This window comes from Pseudomonas sp. WJP1 (assembly GCF_028471945.1).
Lineage (GTDB): Bacteria > Pseudomonadota > Gammaproteobacteria > Pseudomonadales > Pseudomonadaceae > Aquipseudomonas.
In genome coordinates, this window is sequence record NZ_CP110128.1 from 2,284,229 (window position 1) to 2,301,292 (window position 17,064).

General features: G+C 61.5%; 14 protein-coding genes and 1 pseudogene. 4 read left to right on the forward strand and 11 right to left on the reverse strand.

Annotated elements, in window-relative coordinates:
- Positions 1 to 255 precede the first annotated feature (255 nt).
- Positions 256 to 1,212 carry a LysR family transcriptional regulator gene (locus OH720_RS10310; RefSeq protein ID WP_272605516.1) on the forward strand — a complete coding sequence of 319 codons (957 nt, stop codon included), beginning with the start codon at positions 256 to 258 and terminating at the stop codon, positions 1,210 to 1,212.
- A 9-nt stretch (positions 1,213 to 1,221) separates the two neighbouring features.
- On the opposite strand, the gene pqqE is transcribed toward OH720_RS10310, so the two are convergent.
- The 7 genes from pqqE to OH720_RS10345 form a co-directional block, all read right to left on the reverse strand.
- On the reverse strand, positions 1,222 to 2,355 hold the full coding sequence (gene pqqE, locus OH720_RS10315; RefSeq protein WP_442967310.1) for a pyrroloquinoline quinone biosynthesis protein PqqE: 1,134 nt from the start codon (positions 2,353 to 2,355) through the stop codon (positions 1,222 to 1,224).
- A gap of 13 nt (positions 2,356 to 2,368) precedes the next feature.
- Positions 2,369 to 2,644, reverse strand: a complete 276-nt coding sequence (pqqD, locus tag OH720_RS10320) for a pyrroloquinoline quinone biosynthesis peptide chaperone PqqD (RefSeq protein ID WP_272603783.1) — start codon at positions 2,642 to 2,644, stop codon at positions 2,369 to 2,371.
- Positions 2,641 to 3,393, reverse strand: a complete 753-nt coding sequence (pqqC, locus tag OH720_RS10325; RefSeq protein WP_272605518.1) for a pyrroloquinoline-quinone synthase PqqC — start codon at positions 3,391 to 3,393, stop codon at positions 2,641 to 2,643. The genes pqqD and pqqC overlap by 4 nt, the downstream gene beginning before the upstream one ends.
- 150 nt (positions 3,394 to 3,543) lie before the next feature.
- Positions 3,544 to 4,455: a pyrroloquinoline quinone biosynthesis protein PqqB gene (pqqB, locus tag OH720_RS10330; RefSeq protein ID WP_272605519.1), complete on the reverse strand. Its 912-nt coding sequence runs from the start codon at positions 4,453 to 4,455 to the stop codon at positions 3,544 to 3,546.
- A 126-nt stretch (positions 4,456 to 4,581) separates the two neighbouring features.
- On the reverse strand, positions 4,582 to 4,653 hold the full coding sequence (pqqA, locus tag OH720_RS10335; protein WP_003243383.1) for a pyrroloquinoline quinone precursor peptide PqqA: 72 nt from the start codon (positions 4,651 to 4,653) through the stop codon (positions 4,582 to 4,584).
- 102 nt (positions 4,654 to 4,755) lie between these two features.
- Positions 4,756 to 6,852 (reverse strand): PQQ-dependent dehydrogenase, methanol/ethanol family, encoded by a 2,097-nt coding sequence (locus tag OH720_RS10340; RefSeq protein WP_272605520.1) that lies wholly within the window; start codon positions 6,850 to 6,852, stop codon positions 4,756 to 4,758.
- Between the two features lie 55 nt (positions 6,853 to 6,907).
- Positions 6,908 to 7,840, reverse strand: a complete 933-nt coding sequence (locus OH720_RS10345) for a transporter (RefSeq protein ID WP_272605521.1) — start codon at positions 7,838 to 7,840, stop codon at positions 6,908 to 6,910.
- Positions 7,841 to 8,098: 258 nt separating this feature from the next.
- Between OH720_RS10345 and OH720_RS10350 the strand changes: the two genes are divergently transcribed.
- Complete coding sequence (locus OH720_RS10350; protein ID WP_272605522.1) at positions 8,099 to 10,003, forward strand: sigma-54-dependent Fis family transcriptional regulator; 1,905 nt, start codon at positions 8,099 to 8,101, stop codon at positions 10,001 to 10,003.
- Positions 10,004 to 10,057: 54 nt separating this feature from the next.
- Here OH720_RS10350 and OH720_RS10355 read toward each other — a convergent pair whose 3' ends face one another.
- Both OH720_RS10355 and OH720_RS10360 read right to left on the reverse strand, forming a co-directional pair.
- The gene (locus OH720_RS10355; RefSeq protein ID WP_008062160.1) at positions 10,058 to 10,330 is read right to left on the reverse strand and encodes a DUF4242 domain-containing protein; all 273 of its coding nucleotides are present in this window, start codon (positions 10,328 to 10,330) and stop codon (positions 10,058 to 10,060) included.
- A 93-nt stretch (positions 10,331 to 10,423) separates the two neighbouring features.
- On the reverse strand, positions 10,424 to 11,914 hold the full coding sequence (locus OH720_RS10360) for an aldehyde dehydrogenase family protein (RefSeq protein WP_272605523.1): 1,491 nt from the start codon (positions 11,912 to 11,914) through the stop codon (positions 10,424 to 10,426).
- A gap of 273 nt (positions 11,915 to 12,187) precedes the next feature.
- Between OH720_RS10360 and OH720_RS10365 the strand changes: the two genes are divergently transcribed.
- Entirely contained in the window at positions 12,188 to 13,216 is a 1,029-nt protein-coding gene (locus OH720_RS10365; RefSeq protein ID WP_272605524.1) for an AraC family transcriptional regulator, read from the forward strand.
- Positions 13,217 to 13,300: 84 nt separating this feature from the next.
- Here the strand turns inward: OH720_RS10365 and OH720_RS10370 are convergent, their stop codons facing one another.
- Together OH720_RS10370 and OH720_RS10375 are read right to left on the reverse strand one after the other, a co-directional pair.
- Positions 13,301 to 14,224: a transporter gene (locus OH720_RS10370; protein WP_442967283.1), complete on the reverse strand. Its 924-nt coding sequence runs from the start codon at positions 14,222 to 14,224 to the stop codon at positions 13,301 to 13,303.
- A gap of 53 nt (positions 14,225 to 14,277) precedes the next feature.
- The gene (locus OH720_RS10375) at positions 14,278 to 15,462 is read right to left on the reverse strand and encodes a serine hydrolase domain-containing protein (protein ID WP_272605526.1); all 1,185 of its coding nucleotides are present in this window, start codon (positions 15,460 to 15,462) and stop codon (positions 14,278 to 14,280) included.
- 322 nt (positions 15,463 to 15,784) lie between these two features.
- Between OH720_RS10375 and OH720_RS10380 the strand changes: the two are divergent.
- A pseudogene (locus tag OH720_RS10380) lies at positions 15,785 to 17,024 on the forward strand (OprD family outer membrane porin).
- Positions 17,025 to 17,064 lie beyond the last annotated feature (40 nt).

The following is a 17,064-nucleotide window of genomic DNA, read 5'->3' on the forward strand; positions in this document are numbered from 1 at the left end:
AGGGGAGGTTGGTGGCACTCATCGGGTGCCGACAGGGTGCCCGCCGCATGGGTCCACGGCGGGCGCGAATGCGACAGATTGCGCTGTCGCGCAGCTGCCTTTTTTCGCCTTGAAAACAGGCTTTTCAACCTGCATTCAGGCCGTCAGCCCTGATTGAAAAAAGGGCCTTTCCGGTTGCGAAACGTTGCTGGTAAAACCAGGCTGGATGCGAGTATATGTTGGCTAATTTCCAATAAGAATCGGCAGAAAAGCCTGATGAATATGCAAAATCGCACAACGCAAAATCATGTGAATTGGGACGATATGCGTTTCTTTCTCGAGGTCGCCCGCGCGCGCACCGCCAGTGGCGCTGCACGCCGTCTGGGGGTGGACTACACCACGGTGTCGAGGCGCATCCGCGCCCTTGAGCAAAGCCTTGGCGCACTGCTTTTCGAGAAGTCCCGAGCGTCGGGTTTTGTCATGACGGTCGAGGGGCAGCGCCTGATCAGTCACGCTGAAGCGCTGGAAAGTACGTTGCTGGCAGCCTGCGAGCAGGTATCGGGAACCACCGGGGGCCTCGCCGGGCACCTGCGCATCGGCTGTACCGAGGCCTTCGGCTCCTGCTTCATCACCACGCAGATGAGCCATTTCATCATTCACTATCCCCACATCTCGGTGGACATCCTGCCGGTCCCGCACTTCATCAACCTGTCACGGCGCGAGGCGGACATTGCCATCACCCTGGAACGTCCCGAGCGCGGTCCCTATGTGTGCTCGCGCCTGTGCGACTACCGCTTGCGTCTGTACGCGACACCGCAGTACCTGGCCAACCATCCACCGATTACCCGTAGCGAGGACTTGGCGAGCCACCCGTTCGTGACCTATGTCGAGGACCTGGCCTTCAGCTTCAAGCTGCTTTACCTGAACGACCTGTTGCCGGGCGCGCACAGCCGTCTGCGCAGCACCAGCGTGGTCTCCCAGTACCATGCGGCTTTGGAAGGGCGTGCGCTGGCCATTCTGCCCTGCTTCCTCGCCGGTCCCGATCCGCGCTTGTGTGAGGTGCTGCCGGATCAGGTAGAGGTCACCCGACAATTCTGGATGTACTACAGCGAGGATCTGCGCAAGCTCAAGCGCATCACCCTGGTCGCCGATTACCTGCGCGCCTGCGCAGAACTCAATCAGCCGCTGCTGATGGGCGAGTCCCGGGCGATGGCGTACCTGCCGTCGCCCTGAATCCCGGCTTCAACCGACCTTGACGATCAGGCGTGAGTTTCGTTCATTGCGAAAGGCCAGTTGTTCAATGGTCTGGGTCGCGTGCTCCGCCTCTTCGCGGGCCTTGAGGATCACGCCGTGATGAGGCGACTTGCTGCACACCGGGTCGGCGTTGCGCGCGTCACCGGTGAGCATGAACGCCTGGCAGCGGCAGCCGCCGAAGTCCTTTTCCTTCTCGTCGCAGGAGCGGCACGGCTCGGGCATCCAGGCGTAGCCGCGAAAGCGGTTGAAGCCGAACGAGTCGTACCAGATGTGCTGCATGCTGTGGTCACGCACGTTGGGAAACTGCACCGGCAGCTGGCGGGCGCCGTGGCAGGGCAGCGCGGTGCCGTCCGGCGTCACGGTCAGGAAGATACTGCCCCAGCCGTTCATGCAGGCTTTCGGGCGTTCTTCATAATAGTCCGGCGTGACGAAAATCAGCTTGCACGGATGCCCTTCGGCTTCCAGCTTGGCGCGGTATTCGTTGGTGATGCGCTCTGCACGAACCAGCTGTTCCCGGGTCGGCAGCAGCCCCACCCGATTGAGCTGCGCCCAACCGTAGAACTGGCAGGTGGCGAGCTCGACGAAGTCGGCTTCCAGGGCGATGCACAGCTCGATGATGCGGTCGATCTTGTCGATGTTGTGCCGATGGGTCACGAAGTTCAGCACCATCGGGTAGCCGTGGGCTTTCACCGCGCGGGCCATTTCCAGCTTTTGCGCGAAGGCCTTTTTCGAGCCCGCCAGCAGGTTGTTCACCTGCTCGTCGCTGGCCTGGAAACTGATCTGGATGTGATCGAGGCCGGCTTGCTTGAAGTCGCTGATTTTCTGCTCGGTCAGGCCGATGCCGGAGGTGATCAGGTTGGTGTAGAAACCCAGTTGGCGCGCCTCGGCAATCAGCTCGGCGAGGTCCTGGCGCACCAGCGGCTCACCGCCGGAAAAGCCCAGTTGCGCCGCGCCCATCTCGCGCGCCTCGCGGAACACCTTGATCCACTGTTCGGTGCTCAATTCCTTGCCTTGCTCGGCAAAATCCAGCGGATTGGAGCAGTACGGGCATTGCAGCGGGCAGCGGTAGGTCAGCTCGGCCAGCAACCACAGCGGTAGGCCGATCTCGGGTGTGGGCGGCACTTGCCTCGACGAGTCAGGCAAGTTCGATCCAGTGCTGCGCACGGGCAACCTCCATGAATTGCTCGATGTCGTCACCGAGCTCGGGCACGCCGGGGAACTGCCGGTCGAGCTCGGCGATGATCGCGGCGACATCGCGTTGACCATCGATCAAACCGCCGATCAGCGCGGCGCTTTCATTGAGTTTGATCATGCCTTCGGGATACAGCAGCACATGGCCTTTCTGCGCCGGTTCGTACTGGAAACGGTAGCCAGGGCGCCAGGTCGGGGTCTTGCTGCGATCGAAACTCATAGGGTGATTCCTTTATGCCAGACCCGTTGTTCGGTCACGCTGTGATACGGCGGGCGATTGAGTTCATAGGCCATGCTCATGGCGTCGAGCATGCTCCAAAGAATGTCCAGTTTGAACTGGAGAATTTCCAGCATGCGCTCCTGGCCTTCCCGCGTCTTGTAGTGCTCGAGGGTGATGGCCAGGCCGTGCTCGACATCACGTCGCGCCTGGCCCAGGCGCGTGCGGAAATATTCGTAGCCGGCGGGGTCGATCCACGGGTAGTGCTGCGGCCAGCTGTCCAGGCGCGACTGGTGGATCTGCGGGGCGAACAGTTCGGTCAGCGAGCTGCTGGCGGCTTCCTGCCAACAGGCGCGGCGGGCGAAGTTGACGTAGGCGTCGACGGCGAAGCGCACGCCGGGCAGCACCAGTTCCTGGGAGCGCAATTGGTCCGGGTCGAGGCCGACCGCCTGGCCCAGGCGCAGCCAGGCTTCGATGCCGCCGTCTTCGCCGGGGGCGCCGTCATGGTCGAGCAGGCGTTGAATCCATTCGCGGCGGATTTCGCGGTCCGGGCAGTTGGCCAGGATGGCGGCGTCCTTCAGGGGAATGTTCACCTGATAGTAGAAGCGGTTGGCGACCCAGCCCTGGATCTGCTCGCGGGTTGCCCGGCCTTCATACATCGCCACGTGATAGGGGTGATGGATGTGGTAGTAGGCACCCTTGGCGCGCAGGGCGGCTTCGAATTCGGCGGGGGACATGGGGGTGTCGGTCATTGCGGTTCTCCGGAGTACAACCGGTGGATTTTTTGGTGCCTGGTCGGACGTCATCGCTGGCAAGTCGAATCGTCGCACCGCAGCTCCCACAGGGTTCTGTGGTGTACACAAAACCTGTGGGAGCTGGCTTGCCAGCGAAGGGGCCCTGCGCTACAGCACAATACTCATGCCGTCGTACGCCACTTCAACCTGGCGCCGCTCCAACTCCGCCCGCTGCGGCGAATCTTCGTCGAGAATCGGGTTGGTGTTGTTGATGTGGATAAGCACCTTGCGCTGCCGAGGCAGTTGTTCCAGCACTTCGAGCATGCCGCCGGGGCCGTTCTGCGCCAGGTGGCCCATCTCCCGGCCGGTGCGGGTGCCAACGCCACGGCGCTGCATTTCGTCGTCGTCCCACAGCGTGCCGTCGACCAACAGGCAATCGCTGGCGGCCATGATCTCCAGCAGCGGCTCATCGACCTTGCCCAGACCTGGTGCATAGAACAACTTGCCGCCGGTACTGAGGTCTTCGACGATCAGGCCAATGTTGTCGCCCGGATGCGGGTCGAAGCGGTGCGGCGAGTAGGGCGGCGCAGCGCTGCGCAGTGGCAGCGGGGTAAACCGCAGGTTCGGGCAGGCCGGGATGCTGAAGCTCTGGTCGAGTTCGATGCGGTTCCAGTTCAGGCCACCGTTCCAGTGGGTCAGCATGTTGAACAGCGGGAACCCGGTGCTCAAATCCTCATGGACCATGTCGGTGCACCACACCTGATGCGGGCAACCCTCGCGCAGCATGAGCAGGCCGGTGGTGTGATCGATCTGGCTGTCCATCAGGATGATCGCTCTGATCCCGGTATCGCGCAGTTTGCGTCCCGGCTGTAGCGGCGCGAAGGACTCCAGCTGCGCGCGTATGTCCGGCGAAGCGTTGCACAATATCCAGTGCACGCCATCGCCGGAAATCGCGATGGAGGACTGGGTACGCGGCCGCGCGCGCAAGCTGCCGTCGCGCACGCCACGGCAATTGGGGCAGTTGCAGTTCCACTGGGGAAAACCGCCACCTGCGGCGCAACCAAGAATCTGGATATGCATGACCGGTTCCCACAGGCAGTCACGCGAGGGCGCGACTGCGCTAAAAAAGGCCCCAGCGAGCTGGGGCAAAGTTGGCGTGGCGCGACGTTGGTGGAGCGCACGCAAACGCAGCACCACGCTAAAGGGTTAACGGTTGGCGAAGTACATGGTGACTTCGAAACCAATGCGCAGGTCGGTGTAGGCAGGTTTGGTCCACATGATCGAGTTCCTCGTGATGGTTAACTGCAAAAAGTGCTTGGGCATTCTTGCCTGGTTCGGTGGCGAGTCAGGTCAACCCGGCTCGCCACCTTTGCATTAGCTTCAGGGCGCGGCCTTGGTCGCAACCGGTTGCTGTGCCTTGAGGTACGCGGCGTACTCCTGGCTCATGACGTAGTGCTTGATCTTCTCGACATCGGCCGGCTCCAGGCTGTCCTTGAAGGAGGGCATGCCCAGGGGCCGCAGTACGCCATCCAGGACAATCTGCTGGAACAGGTGGCGGCGGGCATCGTCGGACTTGCGCAGATCGGGGATCAAGCCACCGCTCTGCGCGCCCACACCGTGGCAGACGGAGCAGTAGGCGCCGTACAGCTGCTGGCCGGCGGCGATATCCGCGGCGGGAGCGTCGACCGGTTTTGGCGTGCGGTTCACGGCCACCACGGCTTTTTCCGGGAGTGGCGGCAGGGAAGCCTTGCCATCGAGTTTGAACACCAGCAGGCGGCTGATGTTGCCGGCCCCCGGCGCCAAGGCGGCATCGCCTCCGATCAGCGGGGCGACCCCGCCCCAGCCGGCCATCACGGCGATGTACTGCTCACCTTCCAGGCTGTAGGTGATGGGGGCGGCGACGATGCCGGTCTGTGCGCCGAACGACCAGAGCTTTTCTCCCTTGTCGGCAGAGTAAGCGATGAAGTTGCCGTTGGCCGTGCCCTGGAACACCAGGTTGCCGGCGGTGCTCAGGGTGCCGCCGTTCCAGTAGTGGTCGTAGGGTACGCGCCAGGATTCCTTTTGCTTGACCGGGTCCCAGGCCAGCAGTGCGCCGGAAACAGCCTCGCGGGGAATCTCGGTGGCGTCGGAGAAGCCTGCGCCGGTGTTGAAGCCCTTGCGCTTGATGAAGTCCTTGCCTTCGTTGCGGTAGACCCCTGGAATCTCCTGATAGGGAATATAAACCAGGCCGGTTTGCGGGTTGAACGACATCGAGTGCCAGCCGTGCGCGCCGAAGGGGCTCGGCCACATGACGATGGGCGCTTTCTCGTAGCGCACACCGGGCGCCTCCACCGGCTTGCCGGTAGTCAGGTCGATCTTCTCGGCCCAGGTCACCTTGCCGAATTTTTCGGCAGAGAGCAGCTCGCCGGTCTGGCGGTCGATGACGTAGAAGAAGCCGTTTTTCGGCGCTTGCATCAGCACCTTGCGCGGCTTGCCGCCGATCTCCAGGGTTGCCAGGGTAATCTGCTGGGTGGCGGTGAAGTCCCAGGAGTCGCCTGGGGTCACCTGATAGTGCCAGGCCAGCCGACCGGTGTCCGGGTTGAGCGCGAGGATTGAGGACAGGTAGAGGTTGTCGCCGCCACCGGGGCTGCGCAGCTCGCGGTTCCACGGCGAACCGTTGCCGGTGCCGACGTACAGCAAGTCCAGTTCAGGGTCATAGGCCATGCCGTCCCACACCGTGCCGCCACCGCCGAGCTTCCAGTACTCGTCACCTTTCCAGGTCTTGGCCGCTTCGGCCAGCTCAGGGTGTTCGTAGGGCTGGTTCGGGTCGCCGGGCACCGTGTAGAAGCGCCAAGCCATCTTGCCGGTCTCGGCGTCATAGGCGGAGAAGTAGCCACGCACGCCGTATTCGGCACCGCCGTTGCCGATGATGACCTTGCCCTTCACCACACGCGGTGCGCCGGTGATGGTGTAGGGCTTGCTGTTGTCGGTGGTCTGCTGGCTCCACACCTCTTTGCCGGTTTTTGCGTCAAGGGCAATCAGTCGGCCGTCGAGGGTGCCGATGAAGACCTTGCCGTTCCACAGCGCGACACCGCGGTTGACTGCGTCACAGCAGGCGTCGCGGGCTTTTTCGCGGGCGATTTGCGGATCGAAGGTCCAGAGCGTCTTGCCGGTGCGCGCATCCACCGCCATCGCGCGGCTCCAGGACAGCGAGGTGTAGAGCACGCCGTCAGCGAACAGCGGCGTGGCTTCCAGGCCGCGGTGGTTATCCAGGTCGAGGGACCAGGCCAGGCCCAGCTTGCCGGCGTTCTTCGCGGTGATCTGGTCCAGTGGGCTGAAGCGCTGTTCGTCATAAGTGCGGCCATGGCTGAGCCATTGGCTACCGTCTTGCTTGCTGGCAATGATGGCGGCCTGGTCGACCTGTGTGGCGACGGCCAGCGGCGCGAGCAAGGCGAAGGCCAGGCCAGCGAGAATTCGGGATGCAGACTGCGTGTTCATAGACGCAGGACTCCTGTTGTTTGAATTGGAATGAGACCCTGGCGAGCGGCGGTGGCTAGAAGATCTGCAGGATGCGCAAGTTGATGCGCCTGTCCTCCTCGAAGCCGTTGTCCACCGCGATATCTTGACCGTAATTGACCATCAACTGGGTGCCCGGGGTGACGAAGTACGAGGTGCCGACCGTGAATTTGCTGGTGCCCGGCCTGTCATCCATATCCACGTCACTGATGTTGCTTTCGCCGCCCCAGAGCTTCGAAATGCCCGCGCGTACATCGAAACGCTCGGTGAAGTTGTAGCGTAGAAAAGCCTGGCCCTGATAGAGCGGATCCTGCTTCTGGGTGACGCCGGCGCTACCGAAGTCATTGTTGTGGCCGAAGAAAGTCACGTCGCCGACCAGATCGAGGGTCACCTTTTCCGTCAGGCCGGTGATATAGCCGGCTTGCAGGGCCAACTTCCAGCGGTTCTCGCCGAGGTTGATCTGGCGGTCCTTGTCGTAGCTGCCGGTGGGCACATAGAGGAACGGGGTGATACCGAAGTAACGACGGTTTTGCGGTTCATTCAGCAGCCAGACGGTGGCGGCGAGGATCAGGTCGCCAGTGCCGCTGTCGCTGCCCAGGTCTTGCAGATCATCCTTGGCTCGCAAGTTACCGAATGGCAGGAGAAACTGCGGGTCGACGATGTAATCGCCGATCTTGGTGAAGTGCACGCCGCGCAGGATACCGATGTCGGAATCCAGGCCGGCGTCGATCGGTACCTTGTGGCCGTCGGCGTAGAGGGCATTGCGCTCGGCATGCTGGTAATAGACCAGGCCCAGGTTGGTGCCTTCGGGAAGGGCGGTGTAATCGCCGGCATCGACGTCCACCGCCATGGCGCTGCAGGAGAGACCGGCCAGCAGGCCGAATAGCGAAGCGTGCAACAGATGGACCAGACGACGCTCGTGTGGCGGCCAGCCCGGGCTACGACGAGCCGGCTCTGTGCTCATTTTCATGTCATTACCTTTATTGTTTTTGTTTATGATCAACTTAGTGCCGGAGCGGTTATCCGGACTAACGTGAAGTCATTGAGCAGAGCTTGTGCCAGCTTTTCCTTTGTTGTAAAAAATACTTTTAAATCAATGACTTGATTAATAATAAGAAGTGTCGAGGCAAGCGCGGGAATTGTCCCGCTGTATCGCTGGCTCAAATTGAGACAGTGGCTTGGGGGCGAGCTGGCCCACTTCGAGACATTCGGCCGCGAGACGCATGCCATGCCCAAATTCAACAGCCCCGCGACACCCCCTTCGCGCAAGCGTTTTGTCGATTCACAAGTGATCGAGAGATCCTGGCAGCGCTCGCAGAATTACGGCCTGTGCCAGCGCGACAATTTGCTGTTTGACGCGCCGGTGGTCGCCAGTGGCGCGCAGATCGCCGAAAGCAATCGCCTGTTGCTGACCTGCGCCACCCCGGAGATGGAGCAACTGCACGCCGCCCTGTCGCCGAAGGACTGGGTGCTGGCCTGCCTCGATCTGGAAGGCGTGGTGCTCAGCAGCCTGGGTCGAGTCAGCCCGGACAACCGCGAGTTGAATCAGGTGTTCCGCGTCGGCGCGCAGATTTCCGAACAGAACGTGGGCACCACCGCCCCGAGTTGCGTCCTGACCGAGGGCGACTCGGTGTTTTTCGTCGGCGAGGAGCATTACCTGGAGGAGGCTCGCCAGTTCTCCTGCCTGGCCACGCCGATCTTCGGCCTGGACGGCGGCATCGTCGGGGTACTGGACGCCAGCAGCAAACACGGCGTGCCCTCGCTCTACACCCTCGACTCCCTGGTGTTCGCCGCGCGTGCCATCGAAAACCGCATGTTCGCCCAGCTCGGTGACGTGCTGCTGGTGCACCTGCACCATCGCCTGGACATCCTCGGCACGCCACTGGAAGGCCTGCTGGCCTTCGACCCGGCCGGCAAGCTGCGCTGCGCCAACCGCATCGCCGCTCAGTTGTTGAAGCTCGACGAGATCCAGGTCGGCCTGGATTTCGCCGAACTGTTCGACATGCCCTTCGTCCATGCCACCTGTTACTGCCGCCACGACCTCAGCGCGCCGTTGCGCCTGCGCAGTCACCACCGCGGCGAGCTGCATGCCTGCATCACCCTCGGCCCAGGGCACAAGCCGGTGCGGGGGCCGCGTCCGGTACCCTTGCGTGGGAAAACCGCCGAGCCGCTGCCAGCGTCACAATCGGGTCCCTGCCTGCAGGATCCAACCCTGCAGGAGGCTCTGGCCCGCGCGCACAAGGCCTTTGCCCGCGACATCCCGGTGTTGATCAACGGTGAAACCGGCACGGGCAAGGAGGTCTTCGCCCGTCTGTTGCACGACGCCAGCAGCCGCGCCGGCGAAGCCTTCGTGGCGATCAACTGCTCGTCCATCCCGGCCAGCCTGATCGAGTCGGAATTGTTCGGCCACGCCGAAGGCGCCTTTACCGGCAGTCGCAAGGGCGGCGCCAGCGGCAAGATCGAACAGGCGCACAAGGGCACCCTGTTCCTCGACGAGATCGGCGACATGCCCCAGGAACTGCAAGGTCGCCTGCTGCGCGTGCTGCAGGAGCGCAGCCTGACCCGCCTTGGCAGCAGCGAGGTGATCAAGGTGGACTGCGCGCTGATCTGTGCCACTCATCGCGACCTCAAGCAGCTCAGCGCCAACCAGGGTTTTCGCGAGGATCTCTACTACCGCATCAACGGCCTGCGCGTGGTCCTGCCGGCGTTGCGCGAACGCCACGACCTCGCCGCGCTGATCCAGCACCTGTTGCGCGCCGAAGCCACCGCGCAGCATGTGCCCAGGTTGAGCAAGGTGGCGCTGCAGGCGCTGTTGGCGTACCACTGGCCGGGCAATGTCCGCCAGCTTTACCAGACCATCCGCCTGGCCGCCGCCCTGGCCGAGAATGAAGGGGAAATCGGCCTGCAGCACCTGCCGGACGACGTATTGGAAGTGTGTGACACCCAGGTCGAGTCAGCGGCAGCCAGGCCGCAGCTGCAGCCGCAGGCGGGGGATACCTTGCAGGCCTCGAAGCAGCGCGCGATCAAGGCGGCGGTGGAGGCGAGCGGCGGCAACCTCTCGGCTGCCGCGCGCAGCCTGGGGATCGGACGAGCGACCCTGTACCGCAAGCTCAAGGGAATGCAGGAGGATTAACGCCGCAGGCAAGGCCGCGCTCCGTGAGGAGCGGCGGCTTTGCGCATGAGGTAACTAGCCGGCGGTGTTCGCGCCGATGATATTGACTACTTCGGCCACGCTGTTGGCCGGGAAGCCGCCTTGCGCGGCGTGTTCGCGGATCAGCTGTTCGTTCGCCGCGATATACAGGCAGTAGACCTTGTCGCCCGTCACATAGCTGTGCAGCCATTGGATGTGTGGCCCCATGGTGTTGAGCACGGCACAAGACTTCTGCGAGATGGCCCGGAGTTCTTCGGCCGAGAGTTTTCCAGCACCCGGGATTTCCCGTTCGATGACAAATTGAGGCATGACAGTTTCCTTCAAATGAGGGGTGAGCGATGACGCATCACCCGGGATAAAAATGGCAAAGACCGCGCGGGTCGGCCCGAGCCTGAAAGGGCTTTACAGCTTGATCATCACCGTCTTCAGTTCGGTGTAGTGGTCGATCGCCGCCGCACCCAATTCGCGGCCGACCCCGGAGAGCTTGTAGCCGCCGAAGGGCAGTACCGGGTCGAGGGCGCTGTGGCAGTTGACCCAGACCGAGCCGGACTTGATGCGCGGGATCATGCGGTGCACCGCGCTCATGTCGTTGGACCAGATGCTGGCGCCCAGGCCGTAGCTGTTGTCGTTGGCCAGGTGCACGGCCTGGTCGAGGTCGTCGAAGGGCATGGCCACCAGCACCGGGCCGAAGATCTCCTCCTGCACCAGGCGATGCTTCTGGTCGACGTCGACGATCACCGTGGGCTGGACGAAGTAGCCGGGTCCGAACTTCTCGCCGCCGCAGGCGATGGTGGCGCCCAGTTCGCGGCCCATCTCGATGTAGTTGTGTACCCGATCCTGTTGCTTGGCGGAGATCAGCGGCCCCATGGCCACGCTGGGATCCAGGCCGTTGCCGAGCTTCATGCCATTGGCGATGTCGACGATGTCGCCCACCACCCGGTCGAAGTGCTTGCGGTGCACGTACAGGCGCGAGCCGGCGCAGCACACCTGGCCCTGGTTGAAGAAGATGGCGCTGGCGGCACCGGCGGCGGCCACCTGCAGGTCGGCGTCGGCCAGTACGATGGTTGGCGACTTGCCGCCCAACTCCAGGGTGACGCGGGTCATGTTGTCCATGGCCGCCTTGCCGATCTGCTTGCCCACTTCGGTGGAGCCGGTGAAGGTCAGCTTGTCTACACCCGGGTGGTTGGTCAGCGCTGCGCCGGCGTTGAGGCCGGTGCCGGTGACCACGTTGAACACGCCGGTGGGGTAGCCGGCTTCCAGCACGAGTTCGGCCAGCTTGAGGGCACTCAGCGGTGTCTCGTCGGCCGGCTTGAGTACCAGGCTGCAACCGGTGGCCAAGGCCGGGCCGAGTTTCCAGCAAGCCAGCATGAACGGAAAGTTCCAGGCCACGATGGCGCCGACCACACCCACCGCCTCGCGACGGATGAAGGCGTGGAATTGGCTGTCGGGCATCAGTGGCAGGGACGGATCCACGGTGCTGCCCGAGAGCTTGGTGGCCCAGCCGGCCATGTAGCGCAGGGAGTCGATGGACAGTTGGACGTCCACCAGGCGGGCCATCTGCACGGTCTTGCCGTTGTTCAGGCATTCCAGTTCGGCGATCACCTGGGCGTCGCGCTCGATCAGGTCGGCCAGCCGCCACAGCAGGTTCTGCCGTTCGCGTGGGCGCATGCGGCTCCAGGCCGAGTCGTCAAAGGCGCATCGCGCGGCCTGCACGGCGCGGTCCACATCGAAATGGTTGGCCGACGGTACTTCCAGCAGAACGTTGCCGGTGGCCGGATTGCGCACGGGCAGGGTCGCGCCGCTGGCGGCGTCCATCCATTGCGCGCCGATCAGCATGCGCGGTTGCCTGGAGAGGAATTCGACGGTCTTGGGATGCAGCGACAGGTGTTCCATGGGCGAGGCCTCGTTGTTGTGATTTTTGTCCCGGACCCCGGAGCAACGCCTGTGCCAGCCTTGCCCAAAAGCACCGTGGGCGCAGGGCGCCCGGCCTCACCAGTAGGCAACCCGCACCGCAACGACGAAAGCGGGCTGTATCGAACCCGTACAACTGTCTCAGAACGGGACAGTTGCCGTAAAAAAGCCCTTTACGAAGGTTCACTGGCACCGGATGATCTCGGCCAGCAAAAGCATTAACCCGACCCTAAAAAAATAAAAACAGGTGTCTCCATGCATCTCGACCATGCGTTGCTGACCGATGTCAGCGGCAAGCCTATACGCCAGCCCCATAAAGTTTTTTCAACCGAGTGGGATGAAATCAGCAACTGGTCCGATCGCGTCTACATGCCCTATCGTGTCTCCCCCAAAGGGCAAGCCATCAAGCCTCATGCGAGCATGCATTCATCGAGGATTGGCGAGTTGACGCTGACTCGTTTTGGCTATGGCGTGGCGGTGAGCGTCGATGACTTCTCGCCCGAAGCGGGAAATGCGCTGCTGCTCACGACCATTCGCGGCAATGCCCGACACTGGACGCAGCGGTCAGCCACTGAAGATACGGCAGTGGGTGAATCCTTCATTGCCGATTGCAGTCGTGTCGATTATCGGATCGACCTCGATCCGGATCACCTGCAGCTGAACCTCACCATCCCCCATGCACTTTTGGAACGGATGGCGCAGCAGTGGTTCGGGTTCGTGCCCGATGACCGGTTCTGGAGACACAAGTGCGTCATCGGCGGGGTCGGTTCGAGTTGGCTAAGCCTGCTGGAGTACACGGCTCGGTGTGTTGCCGAGGCGGGCGAACACATGGCTGAAGGACGTATGGGGGCGCATCTTGAGCAAGCCCTGTGCGTTCATCTGTTGCGAGAGTGGGCTGATCGGGCCGCGCAAGCAGGGCTTGATTTCAACAGTCCCATGAACCGGATTGCGCCCCGTCATGTCAGGGCCGCCGAAGCATACATGAGTGCCAACGCAGCGAGCCTGCCGACGATGGCAGAGGTTGCCAGTGCGGTCGGAACCAGTGTGCGGGCATTGAGTGGGGCCTTCTCGCGCTTTCGCGGCATGACGCCCGGTGCCTTCTTGCGCGAGCAGCGGCTGCAGGGGGTGCACCGTGATTTATTGGTGGCGGATCCGGAGTCGGGCACGACAGTTTCCGCCATCGCCTTTCGGTGGGGCTATCTGAACCTGGGTGAGTTCGCGGGAACCTATCGCAAGCGTTTCAGTGAACTGCCGTCGCAAACCTTGCAGCGTCGGCTGCGCTAGCGGGTTGATGCAAAAAAAAAGGGCACCGGGAGTGACGTCCAAGTCACCCTCGGTGCCCCCAGAAACCCAGCCATTAGTTGCGGGTCAGAACACCCACAAGAACCGTAAATTAACCCGCTGTTCTTCCTTGAAACCATTGTCGACCGATACGTCCTGGCCGTAATTGAGCAGGGCCTGGAACGTAGGGGTCATCCAGTAGGATCCTCCGACACGGTACTTGCTGGTACCGGGTTCATCGCCCTGGTCCTGACCGTCAATGCGCGACTCGCCGCCCCAGAGTTGAGACGCACCGACGTGCACCGACAGCTTGGGTGTCACGGCGTACCTCAGGTAGGTCTGGGCTTGCCATAGCGGCTTCTGGCGCAATGTCAGGCCTTGACTGGTGAAGTCGTCATTCTTGCCAAACACGGTGACATCAGCGGTGAGGTCCAGGGACAACTTTTCAGTGAGGCCGGTCACATAGCCGGTCTGTAACGTCATCTTCCAACGGTTTTCACCGAGGTTGAGTATATCGTTGTGGTCGTAGCTACCGGTCGGCACGAACAGGTAGGGCGCAATGCCCCAGTAACGGTTTTTCGCCGGATCATTCACGAGCCACAGGGTCGACGCCAGAATCAAATCACCCGTGCCACTGGTCTGTCCCAACGCGTCGTTATCGCGTGTTCCTTCCAGGCGGCCGAAGGGTAACAGGAACTGCGTATTGATCGTGTAGTCACCCAGCTGCTGGTAGTTGGCGACGCGCAATATGCCGATGTCCGAGTCGAGTCCCGCCTTGATCGCAACCTTGTGGCCGTCACTGTACAGCGACCGCCGTTCGGCATGCTGCAGGTAGAGCAAGCCGATATTGCTGCCGGCTGGAAGCGCAGCGGAATATTCGCCAGCGTCTACATCGATGGCTTGGGCGTTGCCCGCCAGGGTGGCCAGGAGGAAACCGGCACCGATCGTTGAAGCATCCAATGCGCATACTGTGTAGCGAGCGCGCGCAGGGGTACGCGTGGAGATCTCCATGAGTCACCTGTTTTGTTATTGTTGGTTTTAGAGAGGGGAAATCAGGAGCTGGATCAGCTGGTCAAATTGCGGTAAGCCGCCGTTTCGAAATCCAGATAAGCGTTGGTTGATACAGGGTCTACGAATGGCAAGATCTGAGTGGCCCAAAAACCACCGATGCCATTCTTGCGATCGATCCAGTAGAAAAGATTGGCCAATCCCGCCCACGCCAACGAACCTGCAGGGCGACCGGTGGGGGCGTCTTGTTCGTTGATCATGAAACTCAACGCCCACGACTTTGGCATGCCGGGGAAGAATTCCGCCGTGTGGGAAATACTCGGATTGACGCAGGGAAGGGCTTTTATTTTCAGGTTGTCGAGCCCGTTTTTTTCGGCGAAACGAATCGTCTCAGGCTTCAGGATTCGTCCGTGATCACCCTGTCCATCGTTAAGCCAGGCCCGGATGAACAGGCAGTAGTCCTTGACTGTCGAGAACAGGCCATGGCCTCCCATGTGCACTTCGGGTTCAGGCGGGAGGAGGGAGCCTTCGATTGCGCTCAGCGATCCATCCTCCTCACGCTGATGCAGGCCAGCCCGGCGCTGGAACATCGAAGGGGTCATGGTAAACGCCGTGTCCGTCATGCCCAGAGGCTCGAAAATACGCTGCTGCATGACCTCACCCAGACGCTTGCCGGTAATGGCCTCGACCACAAGGCCGGCCCAATCCAGGTTGGAACCGTATTCCCACTGTTCACCCGGCTCGAACAGCAACGGTGTTTGCAGGGCAGCCAACGACGCGCTGATGATGCTGGGTTGGCGCTGTTCCTGGACCAGTCTGTTGTAGTGTTCGTTGAAGAACTCGTACCCCAGGCCTGCCGTATGAAGTAGAAGCATTCGGGTGGTGATGTGTTTTTTGGCAGGGCGAAGCCTTGGGGTGCCGTCGCTATCAAACCCGTCGAGCACCTTGAGTTCACCGATCATCGGCAGGTAGTCCCTGGCGGGCGCATCGAGATCAAGTCGGCCTTCCTCGACCAACTGGAGCACTGCCGTGGCGGTTATCGCTTTTGTCGTGGAAAACATCGCGAAAACACTGTCGGTGGTCATAGCCTCTGGCTCACCGAGCGTTCGTTGCCCCGAAGCACCCTCGTAGAGCAAACCGTCGCGCCCGGTTATTGCTGCGACCACGCCCGGGACGCGTTGCGGCCCAGCGGTGACGGTATCGAGCAGTTGGTTGAACGATGAAATAGAGCCTGGATTCATTATTGTTGTTCTCCTTAATCCCCACCCTTGTGCATTTGGCGAGTGCCTATGGCGGGATGTGCAGTGACAGGACTGATTGGGCCGACGTGAAGCGATGAACGTCGGGCCAGTGGAGAGTAAGAAAATAAAACCAGAGGGGTTGTCGGCTGCCGGCAGAGGCCGTCGGAATCCGGCATTTATCCAGGTTCCCGTTCCTGCCTAAGGGAAACCTTTAGCCGCACTGGAGATTTCCCCCCTTCGGACTGCTGTTCATCTTGATACCGGCGCGGCGTCTACTGGCTTACCTTGCGCCTACCCATAAAAATAAGAATGGAGATGTCAGGTGAAGCAATCTTGCCGTGGGCTCGGTATTGCCAGTGTGATCGGGGTTATCTGTTCGCCATTGGCAGCACATGCCGATGTGATTGATGACAGTCACTTCAAAGTGGATACGCGTAACTTCTATTTGCACCGCAACTACACCAATACGAATGCGCCGGTGTCTGAGGTGCACAGTTGGTCCCAGGGTTTCGATGCGCAGTTCACCTCCGGCTACACCGACACGGCCCTGGCCATCGGCCTCGATGTGGATGCGCAATACGCCGTGCGCCTGGACTCCTCGGGCAACGACGGTTCGCTGCCATACAGCGTGAGCAATCAACAGACGGCCGACGACTACAGTCGCGCCGGTGCAACCTTCAAGATGCGCTACAGCAAGACCGAGCTGAAGGTGGGTGACCTGCGCCCGCAATTGCCGGTGGCGTTCGATGACCCCAGTCGGCAACTGGACACCATCTACCAGGGGGCCGTGGTCGAGTCCAAGGAGGTTGATGGATTGACCGTGACTGGCGGGCGTTTCTGGTCTGCCGTGACACGGGAATCTTCCAATCACGAGAAATTCTACAAATTCGGCTCCACCGATAGTCTCGACAGCGACGCCCTGGATTTTGGCGGCGTGACTTACGACATCAGCAAGACGCTGCAAGCCAGTTACTTCTACGGCGTTGTGCACGATATTTATCAGCAACACTATTTCGGCCTGATGCACATGGCTGACCTGGGCAATGGCTACAAACTCAAAACCGACTTGCGCTACTTCAATAACAATGAAGACGGCAGTGCCTTGAACGGTGCAATCGACAACCGCTCCTACGGTGCCTTGTTCAGCCTGCTCAAGGGCGCGCACATGTTTGGCCTCAGTTACCAGCGCATGCTCGGTGACAGCGTATTCCCGACTTTGAACGGGTTTATCCCGCAACCCTACCTGGTGCACTGGTCGTCCCTGGGTTTCGTGCGCCCGGATGAAAAGTCCTGGGGCGCGCTACAGCTATGACTTCGCCGGGATGGGCGTGCCTGGGCTGAAGTTCTTTACCCGCTACATCAAGGGTACGAACTGGGACCGCGGCGGCAACTTGAGCGACAACCAGGAAAGCGAACGCTACCTGGGACTCAACTACGTGGTGCAGAGCGGGGCGCTGCAAGGCCTTGGGCTGGATGTGCGCAACATCGATGTGAAACAGAAGTACGGCTACGACTACAACGAGTTCCGTGTCGCCACGACCTACACCTGGAAGTTCTGGTAAGCGCATTTACTCCATAACAAGACAAAAAGGAGCAAACACT

Coding starts and splice junctions, on each gene's coding strand:
- OH720_RS10360 (WP_272605523.1), bottom strand. CDS start 11,914: ATGGAACACCTGTCGCTGCATCCCAAGACCGTCGAATTCCTCTCCAGG.
- OH720_RS10350 (WP_272605522.1), top strand. CDS start 8,099: ATGCCCAAATTCAACAGCCCCGCGACACCCCCTTCGCGCAAGCGTTTT.
- OH720_RS10375 (WP_272605526.1), bottom strand. CDS start 15,462: ATGAATCCAGGCTCTATTTCATCGTTCAACCAACTGCTCGATACCGTC.
- OH720_RS10345 (WP_272605521.1), bottom strand. CDS start 7,840: ATGAAAATGAGCACAGAGCCGGCTCGTCGTAGCCCGGGCTGGCCGCCA.
- OH720_RS10310 (WP_272605516.1), top strand. CDS start 256: ATGAATATGCAAAATCGCACAACGCAAAATCATGTGAATTGGGACGAT.
- OH720_RS10365 (WP_272605524.1), top strand. CDS start 12,188: ATGCATCTCGACCATGCGTTGCTGACCGATGTCAGCGGCAAGCCTATA.
- pqqB (WP_272605519.1), bottom strand. CDS start 4,455: ATGCATATCCAGATTCTTGGTTGCGCCGCAGGTGGCGGTTTTCCCCAG.
- pqqC (WP_272605518.1), bottom strand. CDS start 3,393: ATGACCGACACCCCCATGTCCCCCGCCGAATTCGAAGCCGCCCTGCGC.
- OH720_RS10340 (WP_272605520.1), bottom strand. CDS start 6,852: ATGAACACGCAGTCTGCATCCCGAATTCTCGCTGGCCTGGCCTTCGCC.
- OH720_RS10370 (WP_442967283.1), bottom strand. CDS start 14,224: ATGGAGATCTCCACGCGTACCCCTGCGCGCGCTCGCTACACAGTATGC.
- OH720_RS10355 (WP_008062160.1), bottom strand. CDS start 10,330: ATGCCTCAATTTGTCATCGAACGGGAAATCCCGGGTGCTGGAAAACTC.
- pqqD (WP_272603783.1), bottom strand. CDS start 2,644: ATGAGTTTCGATCGCAGCAAGACCCCGACCTGGCGCCCTGGCTACCGT.